This window comes from Pseudonocardia sp. DSM 110487, assembly GCF_019468565.1.
Taxonomy (GTDB): domain Bacteria; phylum Actinomycetota; class Actinomycetes; order Mycobacteriales; family Pseudonocardiaceae; genus Pseudonocardia.
The window spans coordinates 5,636,145-5,662,981 of the sequence record NZ_CP080521.1 but is presented as its reverse complement, the minus strand read 5'-3'; the positions used below and the strand labels follow the sequence as shown (position 1 = coordinate 5,662,981).

General features: G+C 71.8%; 30 protein-coding genes. 13 read left to right on the top strand and 17 right to left on the bottom strand.

Going from position 1 to position 26,837, the window contains the following annotated elements; translation table 11 throughout:
- Positions 1-45: 45 nt before the first annotated feature.
- From K1T35_RS26390 to K1T35_RS26360, 7 genes are all read left to right on the top strand, one after another.
- Complete coding sequence (locus K1T35_RS26390) at positions 46-855, top strand: mycofactocin-coupled SDR family oxidoreductase (RefSeq protein ID WP_220262873.1); 810 nt, start codon at positions 46-48, stop codon at positions 853-855.
- 196 nt (positions 856-1,051) lie between these two features.
- Entirely contained in the window at positions 1,052-2,050 is a 999-nt protein-coding gene (locus tag K1T35_RS26385; protein ID WP_255620759.1) for a sensor histidine kinase, read from the top strand.
- Complete coding sequence (locus K1T35_RS26380) at positions 2,050-2,826, top strand: LytTR family DNA-binding domain-containing protein (RefSeq protein ID WP_220254510.1); 777 nt, start codon at positions 2,050-2,052, stop codon at positions 2,824-2,826. Before K1T35_RS26385 ends, K1T35_RS26380 begins: the two co-directional genes overlap by 1 nt.
- A 13-nt stretch (positions 2,827-2,839) precedes the next feature.
- Positions 2,840-3,214: a hypothetical protein gene (locus K1T35_RS26375; RefSeq protein ID WP_220254509.1), complete on the top strand. Its 375-nt coding sequence runs from the start codon at positions 2,840-2,842 to the stop codon at positions 3,212-3,214.
- Entirely contained in the window at positions 3,184-4,875 is a 1,692-nt protein-coding gene (locus tag K1T35_RS26370; RefSeq protein ID WP_255620758.1) for a cation acetate symporter, read from the top strand. The genes K1T35_RS26375 and K1T35_RS26370 overlap by 31 nt, the downstream gene beginning before the upstream one ends.
- A gap of 29 nt (positions 4,876-4,904) precedes the next feature.
- Positions 4,905-5,903, top strand: a complete 999-nt coding sequence (locus K1T35_RS26365; protein ID WP_220254507.1) for an RNA polymerase subunit sigma-70 — start codon at positions 4,905-4,907, stop codon at positions 5,901-5,903.
- A gap of 12 nt (positions 5,904-5,915) precedes the next feature.
- Positions 5,916-6,215, top strand: a complete 300-nt coding sequence (locus K1T35_RS26360; protein WP_220254506.1) for a hypothetical protein — start codon at positions 5,916-5,918, stop codon at positions 6,213-6,215.
- Positions 6,216-6,270: 55 nt separating this feature from the next.
- Here K1T35_RS26360 and K1T35_RS26355 read toward each other — a convergent pair whose 3' ends face one another.
- On the bottom strand, positions 6,271-6,867 hold the full coding sequence (locus K1T35_RS26355) for a hypothetical protein (RefSeq protein ID WP_220254505.1): 597 nt from the start codon (positions 6,865-6,867) through the stop codon (positions 6,271-6,273).
- 187 nt (positions 6,868-7,054) lie between these two features.
- Here K1T35_RS26355 and K1T35_RS26350 point away from each other — a divergent pair, with 187 nt between their 5' ends.
- Complete coding sequence (locus K1T35_RS26350; protein ID WP_220254504.1) at positions 7,055-7,342, top strand: hypothetical protein; 288 nt, start codon at positions 7,055-7,057, stop codon at positions 7,340-7,342.
- 123 nt (positions 7,343-7,465) lie between these two features.
- Here K1T35_RS26350 and K1T35_RS26345 read toward each other — a convergent pair whose 3' ends face one another.
- From K1T35_RS26345 to K1T35_RS26325, 5 genes are all read right to left on the bottom strand, one after another.
- Positions 7,466-8,407, bottom strand: a complete 942-nt coding sequence (locus K1T35_RS26345; RefSeq protein WP_220254503.1) for a hypothetical protein — start codon at positions 8,405-8,407, stop codon at positions 7,466-7,468.
- Positions 8,408-8,573: 166 nt separating this feature from the next.
- A complete protein-coding gene (locus K1T35_RS26340) occupies positions 8,574-10,016 on the bottom strand; it encodes a GH1 family beta-glucosidase (RefSeq protein WP_255620757.1) in 1,443 nt (480 codons plus the stop codon).
- Positions 10,013-10,978, bottom strand: a complete 966-nt coding sequence (locus K1T35_RS26335) for a pseudouridine synthase (protein ID WP_220262872.1) — start codon at positions 10,976-10,978, stop codon at positions 10,013-10,015. Before K1T35_RS26335 ends, K1T35_RS26340 begins: the two co-directional genes overlap by 4 nt.
- A 22-nt stretch (positions 10,979-11,000) precedes the next feature.
- Positions 11,001-11,969 (bottom strand): helix-turn-helix transcriptional regulator, encoded by a 969-nt coding sequence (locus tag K1T35_RS26330; RefSeq protein ID WP_255620756.1) that lies wholly within the window; start codon positions 11,967-11,969, stop codon positions 11,001-11,003.
- Positions 11,970-12,044: 75 nt separating this feature from the next.
- On the bottom strand, positions 12,045-12,269 hold the full coding sequence (locus K1T35_RS26325) for a DUF397 domain-containing protein (RefSeq protein WP_370645136.1): 225 nt from the start codon (positions 12,267-12,269) through the stop codon (positions 12,045-12,047).
- Positions 12,270-12,381: 112 nt separating this feature from the next.
- Between K1T35_RS26325 and K1T35_RS26320 the strand changes: the two genes are divergently transcribed.
- Both K1T35_RS26320 and K1T35_RS26315 read left to right on the top strand, forming a co-directional pair.
- The gene (locus tag K1T35_RS26320; RefSeq protein WP_220254497.1) at positions 12,382-12,774 is read left to right on the top strand and encodes a hypothetical protein; all 393 of its coding nucleotides are present in this window, start codon (positions 12,382-12,384) and stop codon (positions 12,772-12,774) included.
- Positions 12,775-13,252: 478 nt separating this feature from the next.
- On the top strand, positions 13,253-13,816 hold the full coding sequence (locus K1T35_RS26315) for a dihydrofolate reductase family protein (RefSeq protein WP_220254491.1): 564 nt from the start codon (positions 13,253-13,255) through the stop codon (positions 13,814-13,816).
- 123 nt (positions 13,817-13,939) lie between these two features.
- Here K1T35_RS26315 and K1T35_RS26310 read toward each other — a convergent pair whose 3' ends face one another.
- The 10 genes from K1T35_RS26310 to K1T35_RS26265 form a co-directional block, all read right to left on the bottom strand.
- Positions 13,940-14,605, bottom strand: a complete 666-nt coding sequence (locus K1T35_RS26310; RefSeq protein WP_220254489.1) for a dihydrofolate reductase family protein — start codon at positions 14,603-14,605, stop codon at positions 13,940-13,942.
- Positions 14,605-15,126 carry an SRPBCC family protein gene (locus K1T35_RS26305; protein WP_220254483.1) on the bottom strand — a complete coding sequence of 174 codons (522 nt, stop codon included), beginning with the start codon at positions 15,124-15,126 and terminating at the stop codon, positions 14,605-14,607. Before K1T35_RS26305 ends, K1T35_RS26310 begins: the two co-directional genes overlap by 1 nt.
- Entirely contained in the window at positions 15,110-15,472 is a 363-nt protein-coding gene (locus K1T35_RS26300) for a helix-turn-helix transcriptional regulator (RefSeq protein ID WP_220254476.1), read from the bottom strand. Before K1T35_RS26300 ends, K1T35_RS26305 begins: the two co-directional genes overlap by 17 nt.
- Before the next feature lie 104 nt (positions 15,473-15,576).
- The gene (locus K1T35_RS26295; RefSeq protein ID WP_220254467.1) at positions 15,577-16,221 is read right to left on the bottom strand and encodes a maleylpyruvate isomerase N-terminal domain-containing protein; all 645 of its coding nucleotides are present in this window, start codon (positions 16,219-16,221) and stop codon (positions 15,577-15,579) included.
- A 103-nt stretch (positions 16,222-16,324) separates the two neighbouring features.
- On the bottom strand, positions 16,325-16,714 hold the full coding sequence (locus K1T35_RS26290) for an ectoine synthase (RefSeq protein WP_220254464.1): 390 nt from the start codon (positions 16,712-16,714) through the stop codon (positions 16,325-16,327).
- 135 nt (positions 16,715-16,849) lie between these two features.
- The gene (locus tag K1T35_RS26285; RefSeq protein WP_220254461.1) at positions 16,850-17,467 is read right to left on the bottom strand and encodes a dihydrofolate reductase family protein; all 618 of its coding nucleotides are present in this window, start codon (positions 17,465-17,467) and stop codon (positions 16,850-16,852) included.
- Between the two features lie 64 nt (positions 17,468-17,531).
- On the bottom strand, positions 17,532-17,900 hold the full coding sequence (locus K1T35_RS26280) for a VOC family protein (protein WP_255620755.1): 369 nt from the start codon (positions 17,898-17,900) through the stop codon (positions 17,532-17,534).
- 113 nt (positions 17,901-18,013) lie between these two features.
- On the bottom strand, positions 18,014-19,585 hold the full coding sequence (locus K1T35_RS26275) for an AMP-binding protein (RefSeq protein ID WP_220254458.1): 1,572 nt from the start codon (positions 19,583-19,585) through the stop codon (positions 18,014-18,016).
- A gap of 54 nt (positions 19,586-19,639) precedes the next feature.
- The gene (locus tag K1T35_RS26270) at positions 19,640-21,196 is read right to left on the bottom strand and encodes an alpha-amylase family glycosyl hydrolase (RefSeq protein WP_220254456.1); all 1,557 of its coding nucleotides are present in this window, start codon (positions 21,194-21,196) and stop codon (positions 19,640-19,642) included.
- Positions 21,193-22,386, bottom strand: coding sequence for an MFS transporter (locus tag K1T35_RS26265; protein ID WP_255620754.1), 1,194 nt, complete (start codon positions 22,384-22,386; stop codon positions 21,193-21,195). Before K1T35_RS26265 ends, K1T35_RS26270 begins: the two co-directional genes overlap by 4 nt.
- Positions 22,387-22,417: 31 nt before the next feature.
- On the opposite strand from K1T35_RS26265, the gene K1T35_RS26260 reads away from it, so the two are divergent.
- A complete protein-coding gene (locus tag K1T35_RS26260) occupies positions 22,418-23,455 on the top strand; it encodes a LacI family DNA-binding transcriptional regulator (RefSeq protein ID WP_255620753.1) in 1,038 nt (345 codons plus the stop codon).
- A 1-nt stretch (position 23,456) separates the two neighbouring features.
- Here K1T35_RS26260 and K1T35_RS26255 read toward each other — a convergent pair whose 3' ends face one another.
- On the bottom strand, positions 23,457-24,698 hold the full coding sequence (locus K1T35_RS26255) for an NAD(P)/FAD-dependent oxidoreductase (protein WP_220254455.1): 1,242 nt from the start codon (positions 24,696-24,698) through the stop codon (positions 23,457-23,459).
- A 368-nt stretch (positions 24,699-25,066) separates the two neighbouring features.
- Between K1T35_RS26255 and K1T35_RS26250 the strand changes: the two genes are divergently transcribed.
- Both K1T35_RS26250 and K1T35_RS26245 read left to right on the top strand, forming a co-directional pair.
- A complete protein-coding gene (locus tag K1T35_RS26250; RefSeq protein ID WP_220254448.1) occupies positions 25,067-25,474 on the top strand; it encodes a hypothetical protein in 408 nt (135 codons plus the stop codon).
- 304 nt (positions 25,475-25,778) lie between these two features.
- A complete protein-coding gene (locus K1T35_RS26245; protein WP_220254446.1) occupies positions 25,779-26,783 on the top strand; it encodes a hypothetical protein in 1,005 nt (334 codons plus the stop codon).
- Positions 26,784-26,837: the final 54 nt, after the last annotated feature.

Genomic DNA, 26,837 nt, shown 5'->3' with positions numbered 1-26,837 from the left:
GTGGCGATCGTCGGCACAGCCGCGGATCCGATGAGGAGGAAAAAAATGGCAGGACGCCTCGAGGGCAAGGTCGCGTTGGTTTCCGGTGCGGCTCGGGGGCAGGGCCGCTCGCACGCGGTGCGGCTGGCGGAGGAGGGCGCCGATGTCATCGCGTTCGACGTGTGCCGGCAGCTCGACACCGTGCCCTACGCGTTGGCCACGCCCGACGATCTCGCGGAGACGGTCAAGCTGGTCGAGAACCTCGACCGGCGGATCCTCGCCCGCGAGGCCGACGTGCGGGACGCGGCCGCCGTGCGGGCGCTGGTCGACGACGGCGTGCGCGAGTTCGGGCGCCTCGACGTTGTGTGTGCCAACGCCGGCATCGTGACGTTCGCGGAGAACGCGTGGTCGCTCACCGACGAGCAGTGGGACGAGATGCTGGCGGTGAACCTCACCGGGGTGTGGAAGACGGTGCGGGCCGCCGCGCCCGCGATGATCGAGGCCGGTAACGGCGGGTGCATCGTGCTCACCAGCTCGACGGCCGGGGTGAAGGGCATGGCGGGCATCGGCCACTACGTGTCGGCCAAGCACGGGGTGGTCGGGTTGATGCGCACGCTCGCCGTGGAGCTCGCCGCGCACTCCATCCGCGTCAACACGGTCCACCCGACGGGCGTCAACACGCCCATGGTGGTCAACGACTTCACCGCGCAGTTCACGGCGACCGACGACGGCCAGAGCAACATGCAGAACCTCCTGCCCGTCGAGATGGTCGAGGCCGTGGACATCTCCAACGCCATCGTCTGGCTCGCCTCCGACGAGGGCCGCTACGTCACCGGTGTCTCCCTGCCGGTCGATGCCGGGATGCTCCAGAGATGACGAGCGCGCCGCACGTCCTCCCGATCTTTCGATATCGATTCCGTCCCCGTGTCGAACGGCGGTTGGCCGCGGCGGGTGCTGTGTCCTAACGTCGTCCTGTTCGGCGACGGAGGCGGCAATGGTTGCAGTGGAGGCAGATGCCGCGCCCGATGATTCGCGCCGCCGGTGGCGTCGTGGCCGGGGCGGCGCGGAGTCGATGGCCACCCTGGCGGATGCCCGCCGGGTCGCTGCCGCGGTGAGCGGCGGGCTCGGCGGACCCGACGCGGGCGGGGCGGCGCGCGGTCTGCGCCGGATGCTCGACGCAGACGCGGTGGGGATCGGTGGCCTGCACGGCGTACCGGTGTGGGCCGGGCGACCGCCCGACGACGCCGACGCCCTCGCCGACGCGGTGCTGAGCAGCGACGCCCGCGCGGGTGCCCGCGGGATCGTCGCGCTCCCGGTACACGCCCGCGACGAGCTGGCGGGTGTGCTCGTCGTCGCGGGGCCGGTCGCGGTCGCCGCCGCGCGGGAGGCCGCGCTCTGGCTGGGGGAGGCCCTGGAACGGGCCCGGCTGGAGGAGAGCGCGGCCGTGGCCGAGCAGGCCGAGCTGCGAGCGCTGCGCGCGGAGATCTCGCCGCACTTCGTCTACAACAGCCTCACCGCCATCGCGTCGTTCGTGAAGTCCGACCCGGAGCGGTCGCGCGACCTCATGCTCGACTTCGCCGAGTACACGCGCCACAGCCTTGCCCGCCACGGCGACTACACCACGGTGGCGGGCGAGTTCAGGGCGATCGAGGCCTACCTGGCGCTGGCCAGGGCGGTGCTGGGGGAGCGGCTGACGGTGCAGGTGCGGATCGCCCCGGAGATCCTGCCCGTCGCGCTGCCCTACCTCGCGCTCCAGCCGCTTGTGGAGAACGCCGTGCGCCACGGTGTCGAGCTGCCGGGTGGCAGCGGCCTCGTGCAGGTGAGCGGCGAAGCGGACGGCACGGAATGCGTGATCGCGGTCGAGGACGACGGCCCGGGCATGGACCCCGAGTACGCGGCCGCGGTACTCGCCGGGCAGGGTTCGCCGGGCAGCATGGGTCTGGTGAACGTCGATCGGAGGCTGCGCACGGTGTTCGGGCCCGGCTACGGTCTCGTGATCGAGACGGGGGTGGGCGCGGGCACCCGGGTGCTGCTGCGCCTGCCCCGGTTCCAACCTGGGGTGGTGGTGTGATGACCCGCCGCATGCGGGTGCTCGCCGTCGACGACGTCGCGCCGGCGCTCGCGGAGCTCAGCCGGATGCTGCGGGAGTCGCCGGACGTCGGGGACGTGGCCGAGGCAGGCGACCCGATCACCGCGCTGCGCCTGATCCAGGCGGGCCCGCTCGACGCTGTGTTCCTGGACATCTCGATGCCCGCGATGAACGGGCTCGAGCTCGGATCGCTGCTCGCCAGGATGACCGACCCGCCGGTGGTCGTCTTCGTCACCGCGTACGAGGAGCATGCGGCATCGGCGTACGGGATCGGTGCGGTGGACTACCTGCTCAAGCCCGTGAGCGCCGAGCGGCTGGCCGCCGCGCTCGCCCGGGTGCGGCGGTTCGGCGCCGCGGAGACCGCGCCGGCCCCCGCCCCGGTCGACGCGCTCCCCGCCGTGCCGGTGGAGCTCGCCGGGCGCACCCGATTCGTGCGGCGCGACGACGTGCGCTTCGTGGAGGCGCACGGCGACTACGTGCGCCTGCACACCCCCTCCGGCGCGCACCTCGTGCGCATCCCCATCTCGCGGCTCGAGGAGCACTGGCAGCACGCGGGCTTCAGCCGCGTGCACCGCAGCTACCTGCTCGCCGTGCCCGCCGTCCGCGAGCTGCGCAGCGACCTGTCCGGCGGCCTGCTGGCCCACACCGACGTCGGCGACGTGCCGGTGAGCCGCCGGCACGCCCGCGAGCTGCGTGAGCACCTCCTCGAAGCAGCCACGCGGGGCGCGTTTGAACCGCCCGCCCAGCGGGCCCGATGAAACAACTGTGCGGATGAAACAGCAGCGCCGCGTCGCGGTGACGAGCCCACAGACCCGGGTGGCGCTGGCCGGCCGGCGCAGCGGCGCGCCCGTGGCGCCGCCGCACCTCGCCCCGGCCGACGCCGAGCGCGCCCGGCGGATCCACGACCGGCAGCTGCGCTACGCCCTCACGGCGCTCGCGCTGCTGGGTGCGCTCCTGCTGGGCCTGCCCCTCGTACTCGCCGGCGTCCCAGCGCTCGACGTGGTGCGGCTGGCCGGGATCCCCGTCTCATGGCTGGCTGTCGCGGTGCTGCCGTTCCCGCTGATGGCGTTGCTCGCCGGGTGGCAGCTGCGCAAGGCCGAGCGTGTGGAGCGCTCGTGGCCGGCTCGGCGGCGAGTGCTGCGGTGATCCTCGCGATCGTCCCGGTACTGCTGATCACGTTGCTGATCGGCGCGCGCGGGGTCGCGGCCATGCGCACCACGTCGGACTTCCTGGTGGCGTCGCGCCGGATCTCCCCGACCGTCAACGCGGCCGCCGTGTCCGGCGAGTACCTCTCCGCGGCGTCGTTCCTCGGGATCGCCGGCCTCGTCGTCAAGGACGGCGTCGGCTCACTCTGGTACGCCGTCGGCTTCGCCGCGGGCTACGTCGCGATGCTCGCGCTCGTCGCCGCCCCGATGCGCCGTACCGGCGCCCTGACCGTGCCCGACTTCGCCGAGGCCCGGCTCGGATCGCCGGGCCTGCGCAAGCTGTCGGCGGTGGTCGTGCTGGTGATCGGCTGCCTCTACCTGGTGCCGCAGTTCACCGCGGCCGGGCAGGTGCTGGGCGTCGTGAGCGGCAGCCCGTACTGGGTGGGCGTGGTGATCGCAGGCGCCGCCGTCAGCATCACGCTCGCGCTGGGCGGCATGCGGGCGGCCACGTACGTGCAGGCGTTCCAGTTCGTGCTGAAGCTCGCGCTGTTCATCGTGCCGGCGATCTGGCTGGTGCTGCAGGTCAGCCCGGACACGCGACGCGACGCGCTGACCCCGGTCGAGTTCAGCCGCTTCGAGTCGGCCACCCCGGTGCAGTTCCGGCTCGACACCACCCTCACCCTCACCGAACCCACTCCCGTGCGGGTGGGCGGGGGAGCGCCGGAGGTGCTCGCGCCGGGCGAGTACCCCGTGGAGGCGGGGCAGACGTGGGAGTTCGACGCGGGCGCCGCGGTGCCGCACGTCGGCGCCGGGCCACCGGGCGGCCCCGACTGGGCGCGCCCGCTGCTCGACCCCGCAGGCCACCCGGTGCTCGCCACCTGGTCGGTGCTGGTGGCCACGGTGCTCGGCACGATGGGGCTGCCGCACATCCTCATCCGGTTCCACACCAGCCCCGACGGGCGCGGCGCCCGCCGCACGGCCGCGATCACCGTGGCCCTGCTGGGCGTGTTCTACCTGTTCCCCGCGGTGTACGGCCTGCTCGGCGCGGCGCTACTGCCCGAGCTGTACCTCTCAGGGGGCACCGACACCGTGGTCGTCGCGCTGCCCGCCAGGGTGGATGACGGCTTCGCGGGCACGCTGTTCACCGCGTTGCTCACCGCAGGGGCGTTCGCGGCGTTCCTGGCCACCTCGCTCGGCCTGCTCCTCGCGGTGTCCGGGGCACTGTCCCACGACCTCGTGCCGAGCACGCTGCGCCGTCTGCGGTTCACCCCGCTCGTCGCGGCGCTCGTCGTCGTGCTGCTCGCCCTCCCCGCGGCACGGCTCGACGTCGGTGTCCTCGTGACCTCGGCGTTCGCGGTGGCCGCATCCACGTTCTGCCCGTTGCTGGTGCTCGGGATCTGGTGGCCGCGGCTCACGGCGCGCGGCGCGATCGTCGGGATGACGACCGGCCTGCTTGCATCGGCGGGTGTGATCGGGATCGACCTGTTCCTCGGTGTGCCGCCGGGACTCGCAGGGATCCTCCTCGGCCAGCCCGCGCTGTGGTCGGTGCCGCTCGCGTTCGCGACGATGGTGCTGGTCTCGCTGCGGGGCCGACCGCCCGCGTGGGCGGCGGCGGCGATGCTGCGGCTGCACCTGGACGAGACCGAGCCCGGCCGCCGATGAGTTTCCGGCCCCGTGGCGGTCTCAACAGCATGACGGTGGCGACGGATCCCGAGAACTCCCACGCCCTGACCGCGGCCCGGTCGGGCGACCAGGCGGCGTTCGCGGCGCTCGCCGAGCCGCATCGGCGGGAACTGCAGGTGCACTGCTACCGGATGCTGGGCTCCTTCACGGACGCCGAGGACATGGTGCAGGAAACCCTGTTGCGGGCATGGCGCCGCCGCGAGACCTACGCCGGCCGCTCGACGTTCCGCGCGTGGCTCTACCGGATCGCCACGAACGCGTGCCTCGACCACCTGGAGCGCCATCCGCGCCGTCCTGGTGGGGACGGCGAGGTCACCTGGCTGCAACCGTTCCCGGACCGGTTGCTCGAGCAGGCCGCGCCCTCGGATGCCGAGCCGGACGCGGTGGTCGTGGCGCGGGAGACGATCGAGCTCGCGTTCCTCGTCGCCGTGCAGCACCTGCCGCCCCGGCAACGGGCGGTGCTCATGCTGCGCGACGTGCTCGGCTGGTCGGCCGCGGAGAGCGCCGCCGTCCTGGACGCGAGCGTCGCCTCGGTGAACAGCGCCCTGCAGCGGGCGAGGGCGACCCTTCGCGAGCACCTGCCGCAGCGGCGCTCGGAGTGGTCGCCCGCGGGACCGACCGATGAGGAGCGCTCCGTCCTGCAGCGGTTCATGGAGGCGTGCGAGCGCGCCGACATGCCCGCGCTCGCATCGCTGATGCGCGAGGACGCGGTCTTCTCGATGCCGCCGCAGCCCGAGGTGACGCACGGCCGGGATGCGATCGTCGAGCTCTGGGCCCCCGCGCTGGCCGGGACGTCTGCGCTCGGTGAGCTCCTCCTGGTGCCGGTGTGGATGAACCACCAGCCCGCCGTCGCGAACTACGTGCGCCGGCCCGGCGACTCGGAGTTCCGCGCACTGGCGGTGGACGTGCTGCGCGTCGAGGACGGGTCGATCACGGACATCCTGTCGTTCGAGCACACGGAGACGTTCCCCGTCTTCGACCTGCTCGACCTCCCGGCCTCCCGGTAGCGGGGAGGAGACGTGGACGCCGAGCCGGTCACGTTCCTCGGTCGGCCGCTCGGGCCCTCGTTCCGGACCCGCACCGTGACGATCCGTCCCGGCGGCACCCGGCCCTACGAGGAGGGCGAGTGGCGGGACGCACTGGTCGTCGTCGAGTGCGGCGCGGTGGTGGTGGAGGGCCACGCCGGCAGCCGCAGGGCGTTCGGGGCAGGAGACGTCCTCTGGCTCACCGGGATGGGCGTCCGAGCGCTGCACAACGAGGGACAGGAGAGCGCCGTGCTCGTCGCGGTATCCCGACAGAGGGCCGATGGCGCCGAGTAACGGGCCGAGCGGCGCCTTCGGTCGCATCCAACAACCCGAAGTGCCGTTCGCCCCGCTAGAAACGGTGGGTGAAGGAGGTGACGACAGAAGTCAGAGCCCTCGCCACGGACCCGACGGCATCGGTGACGCGGGACACCGCCGAGTCGCCGTCGTCGGAGTCCTCGTCGCCGGAGTCGCCGTCGCTCGAGTCCTTCTCGCTCGACTTCTCGTCGGACGAGTCCTTGCTGTCCTTGCTGTCGGAGTCCTCGGAGTCGCTCGAGTCGTCGGACTCGGCCTTCTTGTCGCTGCTGTCCTTGTCGCTGCTGTCCTTGTCGCCGTCTTCTTTGTTGCTGTCCTTCTTGTCGGACTTGTCCTCGTCCGAGTCGTCGTCTTCGTCCGACTTGTCCTTGCTGGACTTGTCTTCGCGGTCGGCCTCGTCGTCGGCCTTGCCGCTGTCCTTCTCGTCGCTTTCGGCCTTGTCGCTTTCGGCCTTCTTGCTTTCGGCCTTGTCACCGCTGTCGCTGCCCGAGCCGGAGCTGGACGTGCTCGGCTCGTCGGTGTCCGGCTCGTCGGCGCCGCCGGGGGCCTCGGTGACGGCGTCCTCGGCGGCTTCGGCCGCATCCGCCGCGGCCTCCTCGGCCGCCTGCTCCGCGGCGTCGTCCGTGGGGGGCACGTCGATGATCGGCGCTTCGGGGCCGGCCTGCTCGGCCGGAGCGCCGCCGTCCTCCCCGCCCGCGGCCGGGCCGGGCTCGGCCGGGGTGGCCTCGTCGGGTGCCTCGTCCTCGGCGGGGACCGGGGCGGGCGCGGCATTCGCCTGCCCCTCGTCGCCTTCGGCTGGTGCCGCCGATACGTCGTCGGGCGTGTCGGCACCTGCCGCGCCGGATTCGGGCTCCTCCGCGGTGTCGCCGGCCTCCTCGGGCTCGTCGGAGCCGGGCTCGTCGGAGGTGCCGGACTCGTCGGAGGTGCCGGAGCCGCCCGAGCTGTCGGACTCGCCGGGAGTGTCGGAGTCGTCTGTGGTGTCGGGCTCGTCCGCCCCGGTGCCGGAGTCGTCGTCGGACTGGGTACTCGGCTCGCCCTCGGATCCGCTGGAGCCGCTGGAGCCGCTGCCCGAGCCGCCGGAGGGCTCCTCCGGCTCCGGCTCGTTCTGAGGCTCGGTCGGGCTCTGAGGCTCGGGGCTCTGGGGTTCCGGGGTCTGCGGCTGGCCAGGCGGCTGGGCCTCGCCGCTCGGCTCGGTACCCGGGTCGCTCCCGGTGGCCGGGGCAGGATTCTGATCACTCGCGGACGGACTCTGGGGCTCGGCCGTCTGGGGCGCGGTATCCGGCCCGCTGGGCGTGGCGCCGGGTTCCGAACCGGGCTCGGCCGACGGGCCCTGCTCGCCCGGAGCCCCAGGCGCACCGCCCTCGTCCTCTCCGGGGAACGGCGGCGAAGCGAGGATGCTCTCGTCGCCGGGGCGATCGGTGGGCCGGCCCGATGTCCGGCTCTTCCGGATCGGCGGGACGCCCCGTGCCGATCGAGTCGGCGAGCTGCCGCTGCACGCGGGCGAGGTCGTCGTGGCCCTCGGCGGGCCGGACGCCGGGCAGGCTCGCGGCGGCGGCGTCGATCTGGCGGGCGGCCTCGTCCGGGCGGCCGGCGCGCAACGCCGCACGCGCCTGCTCGAGGTGGTCGTTGACCGTGATCGCGGCTTCGACCGAGCGCGCCCGCTCGGCGTAGAACACCTTCGAGACGGGCCAGAGGGCGCTGCCTGGTTCGGCGTCGGAGGCACCGGCCGCGACCCCTGATGTCGCGAGGGCGACGAGGGCGGCCGCGATCGCGAGCCGTCGGGCGTAGGGGCTGAATGTCCGGCGCCGGCCGGACCGCAGGGGGGTGACACCGGCGGGGGCACCGGTGGTGTCGTCGGGATCGGAAACGTCGACGGCTGTATCGGCGATAAGGCCTGCAGAGGGCGTGGGTCCGGACGACGAGCCACCGGCAAGCGCCTCGGGCCGAACCTCGGCCACCCATGCGGCGAGCATCGCGACGAGCTCGTCCTCGGTACCCCGAGCGGAGGCAGGCACGTCGCGCGGGGCGACGAGACCCGCGGCGAGCTGCTCGATGAACTCGTTGTCGGCGCGCAGGGCGGCGACGTCGAGGGGATGCTCGGTGTCCTGGGGCAGCGAACCACCGTTCTCGGTGCCGCCCCCGTCGGGGAGATCGTTCTCGTCTCCGAGCCGCACCCCGACCTCCGTTTCTCGTGGGTGGTGCCGGCCGGGCAACCGGCGACAGACTACCCCGGTGGCCGTCGCGTCCCGGGGAGTCCAGTGAAGAGTCGTTCGCGAGCCGCCCGATGTTTCGCGCTCGCGGGATTTCGGCCCACTTTCGGGCCAGAAGGCCCCTTGCGTGCTACCCGGGAAGTGCGTTACGCCGGATCACCTCGGCGTAGAAGTGGGCGCTGTCCTTCGGCGTGCGGACCTGCGTCGCGTAGTCGACGTGGACGATCCCGAACCGCTTGGCGTAGCCCCATGCCCACTCGAAGTTGTCCAGGAGCGACCAGACGTAGTACCCGTTGACGGGTGCTCCGGCCTCGATCGCCGCGTGCACGGCCGCCAGGTGACCGCGCAGGTACTCGACGCGGTCGATGTCGACGACCCGCCCGTCGGGCCCGACCACGTCCGGGAACGCGGCGCCGTTCTCGGTGACGAGCAGCTCGAGGCCGGGAGCCTCGCGGGCAACCCGAACCAGCAGTTCGGTGAGTCCGCGCGGGTCGATGCTCCACCCCATGTCGGTCTTGGGACCGTGCTGAATCGGGAACTCGACGTCGTCGCACGCGATCCACGGGCTGGCGGCACCGTCGCCGTGGCCGTCGGCGTTCTCCTTGGGGCGCTCGCGCGTCCAGTGCCGCACCGGCGTGGGGGAGTAGTAGTTGACGCCGAGCACGTCGATCGGCGCCGAGATGACGTCGACGTCGCCGTCGCGTACGAACGACCAGTCGGTCACACCCGCGGTATCGGCCTGGACGTCCGCGGGGTAGCGCCCGTGCAGCACGGGGTCGAGGAACACCCGGTTCTGCAGGCCGTCGACGCGGCGTGCGGCGTCGACGTCGAGGTCCGAGGCGGGGTTCTCCGGTCGCACCCACGCGAGGTTCAGTGTGATCGCGACGCGGGCGTCGGGCGCTGCGCGGCGGATCGCCGCCGTCGCCAGCCCGTGGGCCAGGTTGAGGTGGTGGACGGCGGTCAGCGCGGCGGCGTCGTCGGTGCGGCCCGGGGCATGCACTCCGCTGGCGTAGCCGAGGTACGCGCTGCACCACGGCTCGTTCAGCGTGATGAAGAGCGGCACCCGATCGCCGAGGGCCGCGGCCACCACCTCCGCATACTCGCCGAACCGCTCCGGGGTGTGCCGCGCCGTCCAGCCGCCCGCATCCTCGAGCGCCTGCGGGAGGTCCCAGTGGTAGAGCGTGATCGACGGGCTGATCCCGTGTGCGAGCAGCTCGTCCACCAGGTCGGAGTAGAAGCCGATCCCCTCGGCGTTGACGGGGCCGAGCTCGTCGGGGGTGACCTGGGGGGTGATCCGGGGCCACGACACGGAGAACCGGTACGAGGTGAGCCCGAGCCGGGCCATCAGGGCCACGTCGTCGCGGTACCGGTGGTAGTGGTCGACGGCCACGTCCCCGGTCTCCCCACCGGCGACGCGTCCCGGCGTGTGGGAGAACGTGTCCCAGATCGACGGCGTGCGCCCGCCCGCAGCGACTGCCCCCTCGATCTGGTAGGCGGCGGTGGCGGAGCCCCACAGGAACCCCTGGGGGAACCGGACTGCGCCGGTCGCGGTGCTGGCCTGGGTGGCGGTCACGTCCGTCCTTCCGTTCGCGATGACGTCCACTGCTGCGATGCCCACTCCTCGTAGGAGGTCCATGCTTGCAGGTCGCGGCGCGTGGTGAACCGCCGCATCGTGCCGCTGAAGGGATCGCGGAACTCCAGCGTGGACGCCAGCAGCTGCAGGGGACGGCTGAAGTCGTCGAGCGGCTTCTCCGTGAGCTCGGGGAAGAAGTCGTCGCCGAGGATGGGAATGCCCAGCCCGTTCATGTGCACGCGCAGCTGGTGGGTGCGGCCCGTCTCGGGCACGAGCCGGTAGCGCGCGAGCCCGTTCCGGTGGGCCAGCAGCTCGACGTGTGTGACCGCGTTGGTCGGGCCCGGCTCCTCGTACGCGCGGATCACCCGGCGTTCCTTGACGATCCGACTCTCCACCGTGTGTGGCAGGGTGAGGGCCGGGTCGTGGGGGGCGACCGCCTCGTAGGTCTTGCGGACCCGCCGGTCGCGGAACAGCGTCTGGTACGCGCCGCGCCGCTCTCGCCGCACCACGAACATGAGCAGGCCCGCGGTGGGCCGGTCCAGCCGGTGGGCGGGAGAGAGCGCGGGCAGATCCAGGTCCCGGCGCAGGCGTACGAGTGCCGTCTCGAGGATGTGACTCCCGCGCGGGATCGTGGCGAGGAAGTGCGGCTTGTCGACGACGACCAGCTCGTCGTCGCGGTGCACGATGCCGATCTCGAACGGCACCGGTGCCTCGTCCGGGAGGTCCCGGTGGAACCACAGGAACTCTTCCGGCACGAACGGTGCGTCCAGCGTGATCGGCCCGTTGCGCCCGACGATGCGCTCCTCGAGCAGCATGGCGTCGATCCGCGCCGGATCGACCCGGGGGAGGCGCTCGACCAGGTGGTCACGCATCGTGGCCCACGACGATTCCGCCGGCGTCCGCAGCCGCACCGCGTCGAGCCCGTGCCGCTGCGGAAGCGGCGACTTCAACTTCCTTCTGATCTAGTGCCCCCGTGCCGCCCTGTCACGAGATCTCGGCGCGGATCCGGGTGAGGATCTCCTCGGTGCGCTCCGGCTGTTCCACCTGCGCGCACAGCCGGTCCATCACCGCGGCGTAATGCTCCACGTCGGTGCGCTTGTCGAGGTAGAGGGCGCTGGTGAGCTGCTCGAGGTAGACGATGTCGGGCAGGTCCGGCTCCGCGAAGCGCAGGATCGCGAACGGCCCACCCGCCGCGGCGTGGCCACCGTAGGAGAACGGCGCCACCTGCAGTGAGATGTTGGGCAGTTCGTTCATCTCGATGAGGTGGGTGAGCTGGGCGCGGCTCTGCTCCGGCCCGATCAACGAGCGTCGGAGAGCCGCCTCGTCGACCACGGCCCACAGCGTGGGCGCGTTGGGGCCGGTGAGCAACGCCTGGCGCAGCATGCGGAGCTCGACGCGCCGCTCGACCTCCACCGGGTCGGTGTGGCCGAGCATCGTGACGGCACGCGCGTAGTCGCGCGTCTGGAGCAGCCCCGGCACGAACTGCAGCTCGTAGTTGCGGATCACCGACGCGGCCTGCTCGAGCCCCAGGTACGTCTCGAACCAGCTCGGCAGCAGGTCGGAGTAGCGGTGCCACCAGCCGGGCGTGTTCGCCTGCCGGGCCAGATCGAGGAACTGCGCCCGCTCGGCCGTGTCACGCACGCCGTAGCAGGTGAGCAGGTCGGCGACGTCGCGTTCCTTGAACCCGACGCGCCCCAGCTCGAGCCTGCTGATCTTGGCGGGCGAGGCGCGGATCGCCTCGCCCGCGTGCTCGCGGGTGATGCCCGCGGCCTCACGCTTGCGTCGCAGCGCCCCACCGAGCCCGATGCGGAGCACGGTGGGGCCTGTCGGGGCCCCCTTCGGAGCGCGACCGCCGGCACGGTCGAGAGCGGACTGGTCGAACGACCCGGCTTCCGCGTCGTCGGGCACGACGATCATCAGGTTCCCCCGGCAGTGTGTCTTGGTCGCGTTCACGTGCATGCGCACTGTAGTGAGCACTCTCACTCTGCCGTGCATCGGCACGTACGGCAAGCGTGCGCAAATGCGCGTTCAGCAGGCGAGGTCGTCGAGCTCGCCGCTCCTCGCGGCCAGCACGAAGGCCGCGACTGCGGCGCGGGTGCCGACGAGCACCGGGCCGGCCGGGAAGCGTGAGTTGCGCAGGGCGACGTTCCCACCTGCGAGTTCTGCGAGTTCAACGCAGTTTCCGCTGGGGTTGCTCGCCGTGCTCTTGCGCCACTGCACGGTCTCGTAGTTCTCTGTCAAAGCAAGTTGCACGTGCAGATGCTCATGCACTGGCACTTGCGAATGCAAGTTAGGCAGGCCACGATCAGGGTGCGACACGCGCCACCCACCCGGGTGTGCGTCGGCAGCGAAACGGGGGACCGCCATGAGTTACTCCTGGGGGGCGAGCTACGGCTCGGCGCGCGCGGCAGGAGTCGCGCTCGATCGGTCGGGAGCCACCGTCAACGACGCCGGCGCGCCACACCGATCGGTCGAGGTCCCGGGGCCGCTCCAGGGTGCTCGTCCCGGCGGCCGCCCCGCGGAGGTCGTCGACGATGCGATGCCGGAGCAGCAGCGGGTCGCCGACGAGCTGGCGCCGATGGTGGAGGTGTGGCAGCGGCTGCTCGCCCAGCACGTCCCCGACCGCGCCGGGCGCTGCCGCACCTGCACCAAGGGCGGCACCGGGCTGCCCACCACACCCTGGCCATGCGTGATCCACGGGATCGCCGACATGGCTCGCCGCACCTACGACACCCAGCGCGGGCGCGCGGCCTCCTAGGACCCGCGCAGGCGCAGGTATCCCGCCCCGCGCCCGGACCCCGCCCCGGCGGCCACCACGAGTGCCGGGTGCCGGGCGCCACCGCGGGTATCCCCCTGATCCGCGGCCGCGGATCGTCAGCGCAGCCGGTCCGCGGTCGTGCTCCACCCGATGGGCGAGGTGTGCTCGCGGAGTGCGCTCGCCATGATCGTGTGTTGCTGCTCTTCTGGGGCCAAGCCCTCGTTGCCCACCAAGACAGAGTCACAAAGGTCACGGGCGCACGCGACGATCCTCCGGGACCTGGTCGCGTGCCTGAGGTCCACTTCGTCTCGGGATACCGCTTTTGTGCGCTCGTTGATCAGCCGGGCCGCCGACTGGGCCCAGGCCACCGGCTGGACGCTCTGATCCATCGTCGCCCCGAGTGTGGCCGCCCAGGGTGGGCTGCCCAGGGTGCGGCCGCCCCCGATGAGTCCCGCCGCCGAAAGCAGTCATACCGCGCATGAACACCACACCCCTCCCAGAACCGCAGACCGCAGTCGGCAAGGTGCTCTGGCACTTCACGATGTCGCTCGACGGCTTCGTCGCCGGGCCGAACCACGAGATGGACTGGATGTCCGGGATCTCGGGCAGGCCCGGGCTGGAGGAGGAGTACATCGCGACCACCGGCGCCGTGCTCGGCGGCCGCGCCGGCTGGGACGCGTTTTCCGGATCCCGCCCTTACAGCGACGCCTGGCAGGGCTCGATCTTCGTCCTCACCCACCACCCCGAGGACGCCACGCCGACCGCCGGCGTCACGTTCCTCACCTGCGACGTCGCCGAGGCCGTGCGGATCGCACTGGAAGCCGCGGACGGCAAGAACGTCGAGGTGCTCTCGGCCTCGATCGGAGCACAGCTGATCGAGCGCGGCCTGATCGACGAGATCGACCTGCACATCGCGCCGGTCCTGCTCGGCGACGGCATCCGGCTGTTCGACAACCCCGGCGGCGCACCCGTGCGCCTCGACCGCGTGCACGACGGCGCCCCGAACGCGGAGCTCGATGTCCGCTTCCGACCAGCACGCTAGTGCTACACCGTAGATCGTCCCCGCGACCTGCGCTGATGCCGTGAGACGGCCTGGACGAAGGGCGAGCCACCACGCCATCGTCGCCGGCTGGAGCTGACCCCCGTCGCGCAACGTTCTCGCCGGCTATCGCTTGCCGACGGTGTAGGTCAGGTGGGTCACCCGCGTCGAGGCGGCGGCGCGGACCTGGTTCAGGGCCAGGCGGTCGGGGTCCACGCGGTCGAACAGGCGGATGCCGGTGCCGAACAGCACGGGCGCAAGCGTGACCGAGAACTCGTCGACCAGGCCGGTGTCCAGGTACTCCTGGATCGTCTCGCTGCCGCCGGCGATGCGGACGTCGCGTTCGCCGGCGGCCTCGCGGGCCTGGTCGAGCGCGCTCTCGATGCCGTCGTTGACGAAGTGGAAGGTGGTGCCGCCCGGCCGCTCCCAGGGGTCACGCTCGGCGCGAGTGACGACGAAGACCGGCGTGTGGAACGGGGCCTCCTCCGGCCATGCCTGCTCGCCGAGGTCGAACATCCGCTTGCCCATGACGCTCGCGCCGGTGCGCTCGAACGTCGCCCGTGCGATGTCGTTGTCGATGCCTTCCTCGCCGCCCTCGCCGAGCTTGAGGTTCTCCCGGAACCAGCGCTGCGGGAACGCCCACGCCTGCAGTTCCGCCCACTTCGACATCCAGCGCCTGACGCCCGGGTCGTCCTGCTTCTCAGGCGAGAAGGCATCCTCGGTCGGCACGGCCTCGGGTGCCATGAAACCGTCGAGCGACATCGTCACGCTGAAGAACACCTTCCCGGCCATCAGCTCTCCGTTCCGATCGGTGTGGTCTCGTTCGGGCTGAGTTCGGCGACGTAGACCGCCAAGTTGTGCAGGGTTTGCTCGCCGCCCTCGATCGCGTGGTACTTCTCCACCGCCTCGTCGCGGAGTTCCTTGGTGGGGAACACCGTGCGCATCACGATCCGGGTCTCGTCGCCGGCGGGCTCGAAGGCCAGGACCGACTCGAAGGCGTTGGGGTCGTCGCGGGACTCGCCGTGCAGCATCGTGATCCGCTCCGGCGGGACGATCTCCCGCCAGGTGATCCACTCCTGGTAGTCGGTCCCGTCCGGCCCGTGCATCACGAAGTCCCATGCCCCGCCGACGCGGAACTCGAAGGACCGCGTGGTGGTGGAGAACCCCTCCGGTCCCCACCACCGCGACAGGTGCCGGACCTGCGTGAACGCTTCGAACACCAGCGCCTGTGGTGCGCTGATGACCCGGGACATCACGATCTCGCGGTCCGCGGTCGCGTGTTCGGGCTCGCCGCCGCTACTGGTCGTCGCCATCCGGTGGTTCCTCCCTCCTCGCTCGTGTCAGGTCCTGCACGTACTCGTCCAGCCGGTCGAAGCTCCCGCTCCAGAACCGCTCGAAGCCGCCCAGCCACTCGTGCACCGGCTGCAGCCTGCGGGCGTCCAGGTCGTACAGCCGCTGCTTGCCCGCTCCGCGGACCCGCACCAGCCCGACCTCCCGGAGCACCCGCAGGTGCTTGGACGCCTGCGGCTGGCTCATCCCCAGATCCCGTGCCAGCTCGGTCACCGGCCGCTCGCCGCCCCGCAACAGGACCAGGATCTCCCGCCGCTGCGGCTCGGCGATCGCGTTGAACGCGTCCGAGGTCGTCGCCGCTCGTGCCATGGCGGCGATCGTATGCCTATATCGGAAAGTGTCAACGATCCGCATCGCGAGCGGGGCGGACCTCGCCCCACGTCACAGCGCTACCCCGTCGCGGAGCTCGTCGGCTAGAACGCGTTGATCGGGCGGGCGCGCTCCCGCCGGGTCAGGGCGCTGACCAACGCAGACTGTCCGTGGCGCCGCACCGCGAGGCGCACGAGGAGATCTCGCACGGGTGCGAAGGCCTCGTCCGGGAACTCGGGTGTGGGCAGGTCGAGGCTCACCGCGAGGTCGTCGGAGTGGACCACGATCTCCAGAAGTCGAGTCAGCAGGAAGTCGTGGCGTCGCAGCGACCAGCCTTGCCAGGGAATGGGCACAACATCGCGGGCGCCACCGGCGACGAGCAGGTCACGTGCCGTCTGCAGCGCCGCCGTTGCGCGATTCCGCAGCGCCGATGGGCCGAGCTCGGCCTCTGCGTCGTCCGTGCTGCGATCGTTGACCGGATCGTCAGGTGAGGTCGCGGTCACCCATGCGGCCCGCGCGTAGTGCGCGTCCGCAGACTCCAGCGTCGGTAGAGCCGCGTCAGCTTGCAGCAACTCGGCCGCGTGGGAGATCTGACGTCCCAGGTGGCAGGCGAGAGCGCCGATCGACATCTTCGGCAGCGCACTCCGCTGCGACCAACCATCGGAGACGTCCTGACGCCGGATGAGCTCCAGGGCGATCGACGCGGCGCTCGGGAATGCGCGGTCGTGCTGATCGACGAGCTCGTGCATTCGGCCAGCATGGCAGACCGGGCCCGCGCCGCCGTGCAGAGCTTGATCATCGTTGGGCCCTGTGCTATTCGACCTGCGGGGTCGGGAAAGGGGCAAAGCCTCGTCACTCCCCGGTCGGCAGCGGGAAGACGCCGTTCTCGTCGTGGACCTCGCGGCCGGTGAGGGGCGGGTTGAACACGCAGGCCGCGCGGAACGGGGTGAGGGCGCGCAGCGTGTGCCGCTGGTGTGCGTCGGCCAGGTACATCACGCCGGGCTCGAGACGGTGCGTTTCACCGGTCTCGTCGTCGACCAGTTCGCCGTGGCCCTCGATGACGTAGACGGCCTCGATGTGGTTGGCGTACCACATCTTGATCTCCGCGCCCGCCGGCACCTCGGTGTCGTTCAGGGAGAATCCGACGTTCTCCTCGGCGAGCACCAGGCGACGGCTCGTCCACGTGGGGCCCTTCACCTCCCGTTCGGTGCCGATGATCCCTTGCAGCGAATGGACGATCATGGAGTACGTCTCCTACTGTTTCGCGCTCAGGCGGGGCCGTGCGCACCGGCTCGGCGATGATCTCCAGGCCCGGTGGCTGCTACGACAGCAAACATCCTGGCCGCGGACAGAGAGTCCCAAAAGTGGCAGGAACGCCTACTGTCGCAAAGACTCCGCCATGCTCCTCCCGTGCCGCGCGAACCACGTGATCGTGACGTCATTGGGGAACGACTTGCGGTCCGTGACCGTGAAGGCCGTGGGGTCGAACCTCCCGTCGAACGCCGCGACGCCGGATCCCGCGACTACCGGGTAGCTCTTGATGATCAGTTTGTCGATCTCGGGCAGCAGCGCACCCGCCAGCCTGCCACCGCCGCACAGCCAGATGTCCTGCCCCGTCTCCTGCTTGAGGGTGCGGACCAGGGTGAGCGGGTCGTTGCCGACCACGGTGACGTCCGGATCGGGACTGGCGCCGAGCGTGCTCGAGACCACGTACTGGCGCAGGTGGGCGTACGGGCTGGTGATACCCGCGTCCAGTACGACTCGGTAGCTCCCGAGTCCCATCAGCATGGTGTCGAAGTGCTGATTGGGTACGTCCGCGAGGCCGTGGGCGGCGCGCAGGGCGGTCGGGACGGTCTCGGGGTATTGCGCGTTGATCCACGCGCTGTAGGCGGCTGCCTGGGTCTCGTCACCCGCGGGATAGAAGCCGACTTCCCCGTTGGGCCCCGCGATGCGGCCATCGATGCTGACCCCGACGTAGTAGACCAATTCCCGCATTCCACATGCCTCCGTTCGTCCTCTTCGAGCCGAGATGAGCCGGTCCCCGGCGGCCCGGAGCAGGTCAGTCCCAGCAGAGGCAGAACGGGTGGCCGGCGGGGTCCAGGTACACCCGCCAGTTGTCGCCGGGTTGCAGCTCGTGCTTGGTCGCTCCGAGGACGAGCACCTTCTGCTCCGCCTCGTCGAGCTGGGATGCCGCCACCGTGACGTCGATGTGGAACTGCTGGGGACGGTCCGGTTCGGGCCAGATCGGTGGCTGGTAGTCCCGGGCCAGTTGGAAGCTCAGCAGCACGGTGTCGCCGTCGCGCAGGCTGACCCACTCCTCGTCGGCGTAGATGATGTCGCCTCCGACGAGCTCCCGGTAGAACTCGGCCAGTGCACGTGGCTCTGGGCTGTCGAGGACGACCGCTCGCATCTTCGCGATTCCAGACATGGCGGCCATGCTGCCAGCGGCCGGCGCGCCGCACCGCCGAATTCACGCTCCACGGGCAAGGTGCGGTGCGAGCACGGCCTCGACCTGCTCGCACATCCACTCTGTGAGTGGGGTCAGCGCTCGGCGGCCCGCTCCCGCAGCACGAAGCGCTGCAACTTGCCCGTGCTCGTGCGGGGGAGTTCGGTGACGAACTCGACGAGTCGCGGGTACTTGTAGGGCGCGATCGTCTGCTTCACGTGGTCCTGCAGCGCCGCCGCGTCGGGCACGGCGCCATCCCGCAGCACGACGTACGCGGTGACGAGCGAACCGCGCTCCTCGTCGGGCGTGGCCACCACCGCGCAGTCGACGACGTCCGGGTGCCCGAGCATGGCCTGCTCCACCTCGGGGCCGGAGATGTTGTAGCCCGACGAGACGATCATGTCGTCGCTGCGGGCGAGGTAGGTGAAGTAGCCGTCGGCGTCGCGCACGTAGGTGTCGCCGGTGAAGTTCCAGCCGTGCCGCACGTAGGTGGTCTGTCGATCGCCGTCCAGGTAGCGGCAGCCGGTGGGGCCCTTCACAGCGAGGTTGCCCGGTGTGCCGTCGGGCACCGGCTGCCCGTCGTCGTCGAGCACGGCGGCCTGGTAGCCGGGCACGGCGCGCCCCGTGGTGCCGGGGCGGATGTCGTCGTCGGCGGCGGAGATGAACACGTGCAGCATCTCGGTGGACCCGATGCCGTCGATGATCCGCAGGCCGGTGGCGTCGTGCATCGCGTGCCACACGCTCGCGGGCAGCGTCTCGCCCGCGGAGACCAGGCGGCGCGCGCCCGCGAGGCGGTCGGCCTTGCCGGTCGCGAGGATCGCCCGGTACGCGGTGGGCGCGGTGAACAGCACCGTGACGCCCTGCTCGGCCACGGTGTCGGCGAGCTGGGGCGGCGTCACCCGGTCCAGCAGCACCGAGCTCGCCCCGGCGCGGAGCGGGAAGACCACGAGCCCGCCGAGCCCGAACGTGAACGCGATCGGTGGCGTGCCGGTCACGACGTCGGATGGCTGGATCCGCACGACGTGGCGCGAGAACGTGTCGGCGATCGCGAGCACGTCGCGGTGGAAGTGCATCGTCGCCTTAGGGCGCCCGGTGGTGCCGGAGGTGAACGCGAGGAGCGCCACGTCGTCGGCGGCGGTGTCCACGGGGCTGAAGTCGCCGTCGTGGGTCGCGATCATGCCGGTGAGCTCGCTGTCGTCCCCGTACGAGACGGTGCGCAGCTCCGGCGGCACGTCATCGAGGAAGCCGTGGTGGACGAGCGCGAGCGACGGCCGTGCGAGCCCGGTGATCGTGTCGAGCTCCGTGCGGCGCAGCATCGGCATGGTGGCCACCGCCACCCCGCCCGCGAGCAGCACTCCCAGCCAGCAGGCCACCTGCCACGGCTCGTTCGGCCCGCGCAGGAGCACGCGGTTGCCCGGCACGAGGCCGAGGTCGTCGGTGAGCGCGGCGGCCACCTGGGCGGCGCGGTGGCGCAGCTCGCCGTAGGTCCACGCGATGCCGGACCCGCTCACGCACGGGCGCTCGCCGGGCGGGCCGGTGAGCAGCTCGCGGGCAGCGTTGAGCTGCTCGGGGTAGCGCAGTTCCGGCAGCTCGAACGTGAGCTCGGGCCACTGGTCGCGGGGCGGCAGATGATCGCGGCAGAACGGGTCCGTGTGGGCGCTGGCCATGGCGAACCTCCCGCGAGAAAGTATGGCGCTTTGCTGACGAGAGTCAAGACTTCGCTATGAAGCTACGGCCTCGAGGACGACGCCGCTGAACGGGCCCATGACGATCGGAGAGCCAGAACATGCGGCGTCTCCGGTCGAGACCAGCAGCAGGAGAGCGGGCGTCCCGATATCGATGCGGCGAGTCGTAGCGGCGAAGTTGAGGATCACGAGCGTGCGTTCTCCGCCGTCCGCACGGACGTAGGCGAGGACATCCGGCGGAGCGTCGAGGAACGCCTGGCTCCCGGCTCGCAGGGACGGCCGGGCCCGGCGCAACGCGAGCAGGGTGCGGTAGAGGGCGAGCACCGAGCCGGGGTCCTGGAGCTCCGTCGTGACGTTCAGCCGCTCGGCGGTGCCGCCGACGGGCAGCCATGGCTCGCCGGTGGTGAACCCGGCGCCGGGACCGGCCGTCGACGGTGGGGCCCATGGCATCGGCGTGCGTTGCGGGTCGCGGCCGTTGCCGTCCTCGCCGACCCCCTCCGGGAGCTCGGTGTCGGGCAGCCCCAGCTCCTCGCCCTGGTAGAGGAAGGGGGTGCCGCGCAGGGTGAGCAGCAGCATCGCGGCGAGGCGGCCACGGGCCTCGCGGGTCTCGTCGTCGTCGCGGGGCGCCGACCAGCGGGTCACTCTCCGCGGTTCGTCGTGGTTGCCCAGGAACCACGCCGGCCAGGTGCCCGGGCCGGCCATGCCGGTGAACTCCTCGACCGTCCGCCTGATCTCCGCGGCGTCGAACCGCGACCGGGCGAACACGAAGTTGTGGGCGAGGTGCAGCTCGTCGGGGGCGAGGTAGGGCACGATCCGGCGCTGGTCGAACTCCCAGACCTCGCCCACCGCGACGGCGTCCGGGTACCGGTCCACGAGCGCGCGGACCTCGCGCAGGTACGCGTGCAGCGTCGGCCAGTCCTGCTGGCGCGACCGCTCACCGGCGACGTTGTCGCGGTACGCGGGGTCCTTGCCGAGGCGGTTGATCGAGTCGAGCCGCACGCCGTCCACGCCGCGGTCGAGCCAGAAGCGCACGACGTCGAGCTGCGCGGCGCGGACCGCGGGGTTGGACCAGTCGAGGTCGGGTTCCTGGGGCAGGTGGGAGTGCAGGTACCACTGCGCGGTGCCGGCGTGCCACGTCCATGCCGATGTGCCGGCCGGGAAACCGGCGGCCCAGTTGTTCGGCGGGCCACCGTCCAGGTGCCCGTCGCGCCAGACGTAGAAGTCCCGCGTCGGGGCGTCCCTGCAGGCGGCCGCGTCGCGGAACCACGGGTGCTGGTCGCTCGTGTGCGGCAGCACGATGTCGACGAGGATGCGCAGGCCGTGCGCATGGGCTGCGTCTATGAGCGCCTGCGCGTCGGCGTCGGTGCCGAAGATCGGGTCGACGGCGGTGTGATCGCTGATGTCGTAGCCGAAGTCGACCATCGGTGACCGGAAGAACGGCGAGATCCACAGGGCGTCCACGCCGAGGGAGCGCAGGTAGGGCAGCCGCTCGATGATCCCGGGCAGGTCGCCGATCCCGTCTCCATCCGAGTCGGCGAAGCTGCGAGGGTAGATCTGGTAGATCACGGCGTCCTGCCACCACGGCCGGCTCATCGCGCCACTCCACACCGGGTCGAGCGTCGGAATGCGGTGGACCTGCGGACGACGACGGTGCCGACGACGCCGCACACCGCCGTGGTCGCGACCGCGACGGCCAGGGCGCCCGCGTCGAGCAGGACGCCTCCGATCCCGGCACCGGCGGCGATGCCGACCTGGTAGGCGACGATGTACACCGCGGAGGCGAGGTCCGGCCGATCACGAGCCACGCGCAGGACCGCGGCTTGCAGCACCACGCTCATCCCGCCGGCCGGCACCGCCCACAGCACGACCGCGGCTCCCGCGACGACGCCGGAGCCCGGGCCGGCGGCGAGCAGCGCGAGCATGCACACGGCGAACCCGCCGGTGACGATCAGGGCGGTGCCGCGCGGACGGCGGTCCACCTCGCGGCCGATCAGTACGAGGCCGACCATGCCCGCCGCCCCGTGCGCGAGCAGGAGGCCCGAGGTGGCGGGGCCGGTGAGGTGGACGTAGTCGGCGATGATCACCGTGACGTAGGTGAACGCCGTGAGGTGGCCCAGCACCACGATCAGCGTGGTCGCGTTCACCGCGGCGAGTGACCGGTCGGTCAGGGTGCGTCGCACCGAGGACGGGCCGCGCTGTCGTCCGTGCTCGGGCGGCATCGGGTCGACCGTGGCGCGGATCGCCACCGCCGAGAGCGCCGCGGCGCCCGCCACGGCGAGGACGGCGGGCCGCCAGCCGATCGTCGCCCCGAGCCACGAGCTCAGCGGGAGCCCGACGAGGAAGGCGAGCGAGTTCCCCGCGAATACCACCGCGGTGGCCCGGCCGGCCCGGTGCGGCCCGACCAGCCGGGCGGCGATCACCGCGACCACCGACCAGAACACCCCGTGGCCGACCGCGGAGACCACTCTGGCGACCACCGCGACGCCGTAGCTCGGCGCCACCGCCAGCAACAGGTTGGACGCGGTGATCGTCGCGACCGTGGCAACGGCGGCCGTCCGACGGTCCCAGCGAGAGGTCAGCGCGACCAGCGGCACCACCGAGACCGCGACGACGGCCGCGTACCCGGTGACGAGGAGGCCAACAGCGGGCTCGGACACGTCGAAGCCGGCCGCCAGGTCGGGCAGTAGGGCGACGGGCAGGTTCTCCGACGTCACGGACACGAAGCACGCGGCGCTGAGCGATGCAAGCGCCACGGCTTCCCGGGAGGGGTTCCTCGGACGCATCTGTTTAACGATACACAGCTAGGCTTCGGCCATGTCCGGTACGGGGTCGCGCGTCACCATGGCCGAGGTGGCGCGCCGCTCCGGTGTCTCACCGATGACCGTGTCGTACTGCTACAACCAGCCGGACCGGGTCGCCCCTGACACGCTGCGCCGGGTCCGGGAGGTCGCCGCCGAGCTGGGCTACCAGGGTCCTGACCCGACCGCGCGGTCGTTGCGCCGCCGCCGCAACGGCGCGATCGGTGTCGTGCTCGGCGAGCACCTCACCTACGCCTTCGAGGACCCGGGCGCCCGCCGCTTCCTGGCCGGCGTCGCCGAGGTCTGCCGCGAGCGCGGCGTCGGGCTGAACCTCATCCCGACCACCGGTGCGGACGACGACGTCGACCGCGTGCGGGCGGCGTCGGTCGACGGCTACATCGTCTGGACCACGGTCGACTCCGACCCCGTGCTCGCCGTGGTGACCGGGCTCGGCAAGCCGGTCGCCGTCCACGGCGGTCCCGCGGTGCACGGCGCACAGGTCGTCAGCATCGACAACCGCGCTTCCGGCCGGGAGCTCGCCGCACGCACCTTCCCGGGAGCCCGGCGTCCGGCCGTGCTCAGCCAGCCCTTCGGCCGCGACCGCAGGCCCCGGCTGGAGATCGGGCCGGACCCCGGACGCGTCGACTTCCCGGTCACCCGCGACCGCCTCCTCGGCATCTACGACCACTGCCGGGAAGCGGGCCTCGACCCGAGCCTCCTGCCGGTTGCGGTCGTCGCCCGCAACGACCGCGGCGAGGCCGCGGCGATGGCCGACGTGCTGTTCGACTCCTGCGCGCCCGACGCAGTGGTGGCCATGGGCGACCAGCTCGCGTTCGCCGTCCTCGAGGCCGCCCGGCGGCGAGGGCTCCACGTGCCCGACGACGTCGCGGTCGCGGGCTGGGACGACGATCCCGACGCGGAGCGGGAAGGCCTCACCACCATCGCCCAGTCGCTCTTCGACCAGGGGCGCAGCTGTGCCCTGATCGCACTCGGCGATCGCGCACCGAGCCGCGAGGCCGCATGGGCCGCGACGGTGCGAACGAGCACCCGGTGAGCTACAGGTCGGCCAGGGGCACGGCGGGATCGGCCAGCCGGGCGGGGTCGACCCGCGCGCCGGAGCGGACGATCCGGCCGATGTCCTCGGCGACGTCCCAGACGTTGACGTTCATCCCGGCCAGCACGCGCCCGTCCGCGAGCCAGAAGGCGATGTACTCGCCGCTCGCGACGTCGCCGCGGAACACCACCCGGTCGTAGCCACCCGGCTCGGCGTGACCCGTGTACTCCATCCCGAGGTCGTACTGATCGGTGAAGAAGTACGGCACGCGGTCGTACACGACGTCGTGGCCGAGCATGGAGCGGGCCGCGGCCGGTCCACCGTCGAGGGCGTTCTGCCAGTGCTCGACCCTGATGTGCTTGCCGAGCAACGGGTTGTCGGCGTTGGCGACGTCGCCCGCGGCGTAGATGTCCGGGTCGGACGTGCGCAGCGCGGCGTCGACCACCACTCCGTCGTCCACGTCGAGGCCCGCGGCCTGCGCGAGCTCGACGGCTGGGGTGATGCCGACGCCCACCACTACCGCATCGGCAGGCACGGAGGAGCCGTCGTCGAGCGTCACCGACGCGACGCGGCCGCCCTCACCGACGATCTCGCGCACGCCCGTGCCGAGCCGCAAGTCCACGCCGTGTGCGGCGTGCAGGTCGGCGAACGCCTGCGCGACCTCGTCGCCGAGCACCCGCCGCAACGGCAGCGTGTCGATCTCGACGAGCGTGACGGTGGCACCGTGCGTGCGGGCGGCGGCTGCGACCTCGAGGCCGATCCAGCCACCGCCGATGACGACCACCCGGGCGCCCTCGACGAGCACGCCCCGCAGCGTGTCGGAGTGCTCGATGCGGCGCAGGTAATGGACGCCCGCCAGGTCGGCGCCTGGCACCGGCAGCGTGCGGACCACCGAACCCGTCGTCAGCAGCAGCTTGTCGTAGGCCAGCCGCTCGCCGCCCGCGAGCGTGACGGTGTGCTCGCCGGGGTCGATCGCCTCGGCCCGCACCCCTGTGCGCAGCTCGATGTTCTGCTTGTCGTACCAGGCCCGGTCGTGCACGAACGCCGCGGTGCGCTCGTCGCTGCCCAGCAGGTAGCCCTTCGACAGCGGGGGCCGCTCGTACGGGGGTTCGGGCTCCTCGCCGACGAGGACCACCCTCCCAGTGAACCCTTCGTCGCGCAGCGTCTCCGCCGCTTTCGCGCCCGCGAGGCTCGCGCCGACGATGACGAAGGTCGGGTCGTCCTGTGCCGTCGATCCGGTCATGGCCCACCTGCCGTGCGTCGGGTGGTCGGGCGACCCATTCGAGCACGGGAGCCCGGCGCGTGCCACCCGCGACCGCTCGGACGGGCGATCGAACCTGCGAGGGTGCGACCTGTGGATGATCTTAGGTAGCGATCGGACCGCTCATCGGTGCCGCGTGCTCGGATCTCGGTAGCCGGGGTCGCAAAGGTACGCAGCGTTGATGTTGATTGTCGATTCACCCGTCACCAAGCTGGGACGTGGCCGTTCGCCGACCGCAAAGAGGTGGCGGGATCGGTCGACCCAAAACACATCCTCGAGAGCCTGCTCGGCAGGCCGCTTCGTGCTGCGCTGCACGCGAATCCGAGGGTGACCCGAGTCAGGAGGTGCCTGTGTCCGAGATCAACTACGACCAGACCGATCACGGCGAGATCGACGAGCTGGATGTCGAGCTGCTTCCCGCCCGCACCCTGCTCTCGACCCTCGGTGGCGGGGGCGACGGCACCGGCGGCGACGGCGGTGACGCCGGCGACGGAGGGACCGCTACCGGCGGTGACGGCGGCGAGTCCACCGGCGGTGCCGGCGGTGCCGGTGGCGACGGCGGCTCCAACTCCAACGAGCAGGTCAGCAACGGCACCTCGGAGTCCGGCGACGGCGGCGACACGAGCAACTCGCAGGACGCCAGCGGTGGTGACGGTGGTGCCGGGGGCGACTCCAGCGCCGACGGCGGTGACGCCAGTGCCGACGGTGGCGACGGCGGCTCCGGTGGTGACGGTGAAGGCGGCGATGACGAGGCCTGACAGCGTCACCCCCGTGGCAGCGTGACGCTGCTGCAAACGGGTCAAGCGGGGGGCAGCCGAACAGCGGCTGCCCCTCGCGGTCGTTGCGGCAGCTCGCCCCTGTGCCCCACGTACTCCTTGGTGATCTTAGGTACTGGGTTGTTCCGACTTTCAGTACCGTCCGCCGGGATCTCAGTACTCGCCACGGGAAATGTACGCAGAGTCGATCTTGCGTGCAAGGTGTTCTCTCACCAGGCTGTGAGGTGGCCTTGCCCCGGAGCGAACAGGAAGCTGGGGCCGAGAGACAGGCGGACAGCGCCCGGGAGTGCGTCTCGCCGGACGCTTTGTGCTGCTTTTCGAGCGATTCGAGAGCATTCGATCAGAATTCGACCAGGAGGGGACGCGCGTGTCCGAGCGCAACTACGACCAAATCGACGAGCTGGATGTCGAGCTGCTGCCCGCTCGCACGCTGCTGTCGACCCTCGGCGGACCCGGCGGGGACGGCGGAGACGCCTCCGGTGGGGACGGCGGCGCGGCCGGCGCCGGTGACGGGGGCGCTGGTGGTGATGGTGGGCCCAATGCGAACGTCCAGCTGTTGAACGGCACGTCGGTCGGCGGCGACGGTGGTGACACGAGCAACTCGCAGGACGCCAGTGGCGGTGATGGTGGCAATGGTGGCGGTGCGAGCGCTGACGGCGGCGGTGCGAGTGCTGACGGTGGCGGCGGCGACGGTGGAGATGGTGGCGACGGCGGGTCCGCGTCCGGTGGCGCCGGCGGTGAGGCCGATGGCGGTGACGGGGGAGATGGTGGCGATGGCGGGTCCAACCTGAACGTCCAGGCGCTGAACGGCACGTCGGTCGGTGGCGACGGTGGTGACACGAGCAACTCGCAGGACGCCGGAGGTGGTGACGGTGGCGACGGCGGCGATGCCGGTGCTGACGGTGGCGGTGCCAGCGCTGACGGTGGCGATGGCGGCTCCGGCGGTGACGGTGCCGGCCATGGCGACGGTGGAGACGGTGGCGACGGCGGGTCCGCGTCCGGTGGCGCCGGCGGCGAGGCCGATGGCGGGGACGGCGGAGATGGTGGCGATGGCGGGTCCAACCTGAACGTCCAGGCGCTGAACGGCACGTCCGTCGGTGGCGACGGTGGTGACACGAGCAACTCGCAGGACGCCAGTGGCGGTGACGGTGGCGACGGCGGCGATGCCAGTGCTGACGGTGGCGGTGCCAGCGCCGATGGTGGCGATGGCGGCGCCGGTGACGACGGCGAAGACGGCGGCGAGGACGGCGGTGACGGCGGCGACGACAGTGACAGCGGCGGCGGCGAGTAGTCACCGCCATCGGTGACCTTCTGCATGAAGGAGCCACCCCCCGAGGGGCGGCCG

Coding starts and splice junctions, on each gene's coding strand:
- K1T35_RS26390 (WP_220262873.1), top strand. CDS start 46: ATGGCAGGACGCCTCGAGGGCAAGGTCGCGTTGGTTTCCGGTGCGGCT.
- K1T35_RS26385 (WP_255620759.1), top strand. CDS start 1,052: ATGGCCACCCTGGCGGATGCCCGCCGGGTCGCTGCCGCGGTGAGCGGC.
- K1T35_RS26380 (WP_220254510.1), top strand. CDS start 2,050: ATGACCCGCCGCATGCGGGTGCTCGCCGTCGACGACGTCGCGCCGGCG.
- K1T35_RS26375 (WP_220254509.1), top strand. CDS start 2,840: ATGAAACAGCAGCGCCGCGTCGCGGTGACGAGCCCACAGACCCGGGTG.
- K1T35_RS26365 (WP_220254507.1), top strand. CDS start 4,905: ATGACGGTGGCGACGGATCCCGAGAACTCCCACGCCCTGACCGCGGCC.
- K1T35_RS26320 (WP_220254497.1), top strand. CDS start 12,382: ATGAGTTACTCCTGGGGGGCGAGCTACGGCTCGGCGCGCGCGGCAGGA.
- K1T35_RS26315 (WP_220254491.1), top strand. CDS start 13,253: ATGAACACCACACCCCTCCCAGAACCGCAGACCGCAGTCGGCAAGGTG.
- K1T35_RS26310 (WP_220254489.1), bottom strand. CDS start 14,605: ATGGCCGGGAAGGTGTTCTTCAGCGTGACGATGTCGCTCGACGGTTTC.
- K1T35_RS26305 (WP_220254483.1), bottom strand. CDS start 15,126: ATGGCGACGACCAGTAGCGGCGGCGAGCCCGAACACGCGACCGCGGAC.
- K1T35_RS26300 (WP_220254476.1), bottom strand. CDS start 15,472: ATGGCACGAGCGGCGACGACCTCGGACGCGTTCAACGCGATCGCCGAG.
- K1T35_RS26295 (WP_220254467.1), bottom strand. CDS start 16,221: ATGCACGAGCTCGTCGATCAGCACGACCGCGCATTCCCGAGCGCCGCG.
- K1T35_RS26290 (WP_220254464.1), bottom strand. CDS start 16,714: ATGATCGTCCATTCGCTGCAAGGGATCATCGGCACCGAACGGGAGGTG.
- K1T35_RS26285 (WP_220254461.1), bottom strand. CDS start 17,467: ATGCGGGAATTGGTCTACTACGTCGGGGTCAGCATCGATGGCCGCATC.
- K1T35_RS26280 (WP_255620755.1), bottom strand. CDS start 17,900: ATGTCTGGAATCGCGAAGATGCGAGCGGTCGTCCTCGACAGCCCAGAG.
- K1T35_RS26275 (WP_220254458.1), bottom strand. CDS start 19,585: ATGGCCAGCGCCCACACGGACCCGTTCTGCCGCGATCATCTGCCGCCC.
- K1T35_RS26270 (WP_220254456.1), bottom strand. CDS start 21,196: ATGAGCCGGCCGTGGTGGCAGGACGCCGTGATCTACCAGATCTACCCT.
- K1T35_RS26265 (WP_255620754.1), bottom strand. CDS start 22,386: ATGCGTCCGAGGAACCCCTCCCGGGAAGCCGTGGCGCTTGCATCGCTC.
- K1T35_RS26260 (WP_255620753.1), top strand. CDS start 22,418: ATGTCCGGTACGGGGTCGCGCGTCACCATGGCCGAGGTGGCGCGCCGC.
- K1T35_RS26255 (WP_220254455.1), bottom strand. CDS start 24,698: ATGACCGGATCGACGGCACAGGACGACCCGACCTTCGTCATCGTCGGC.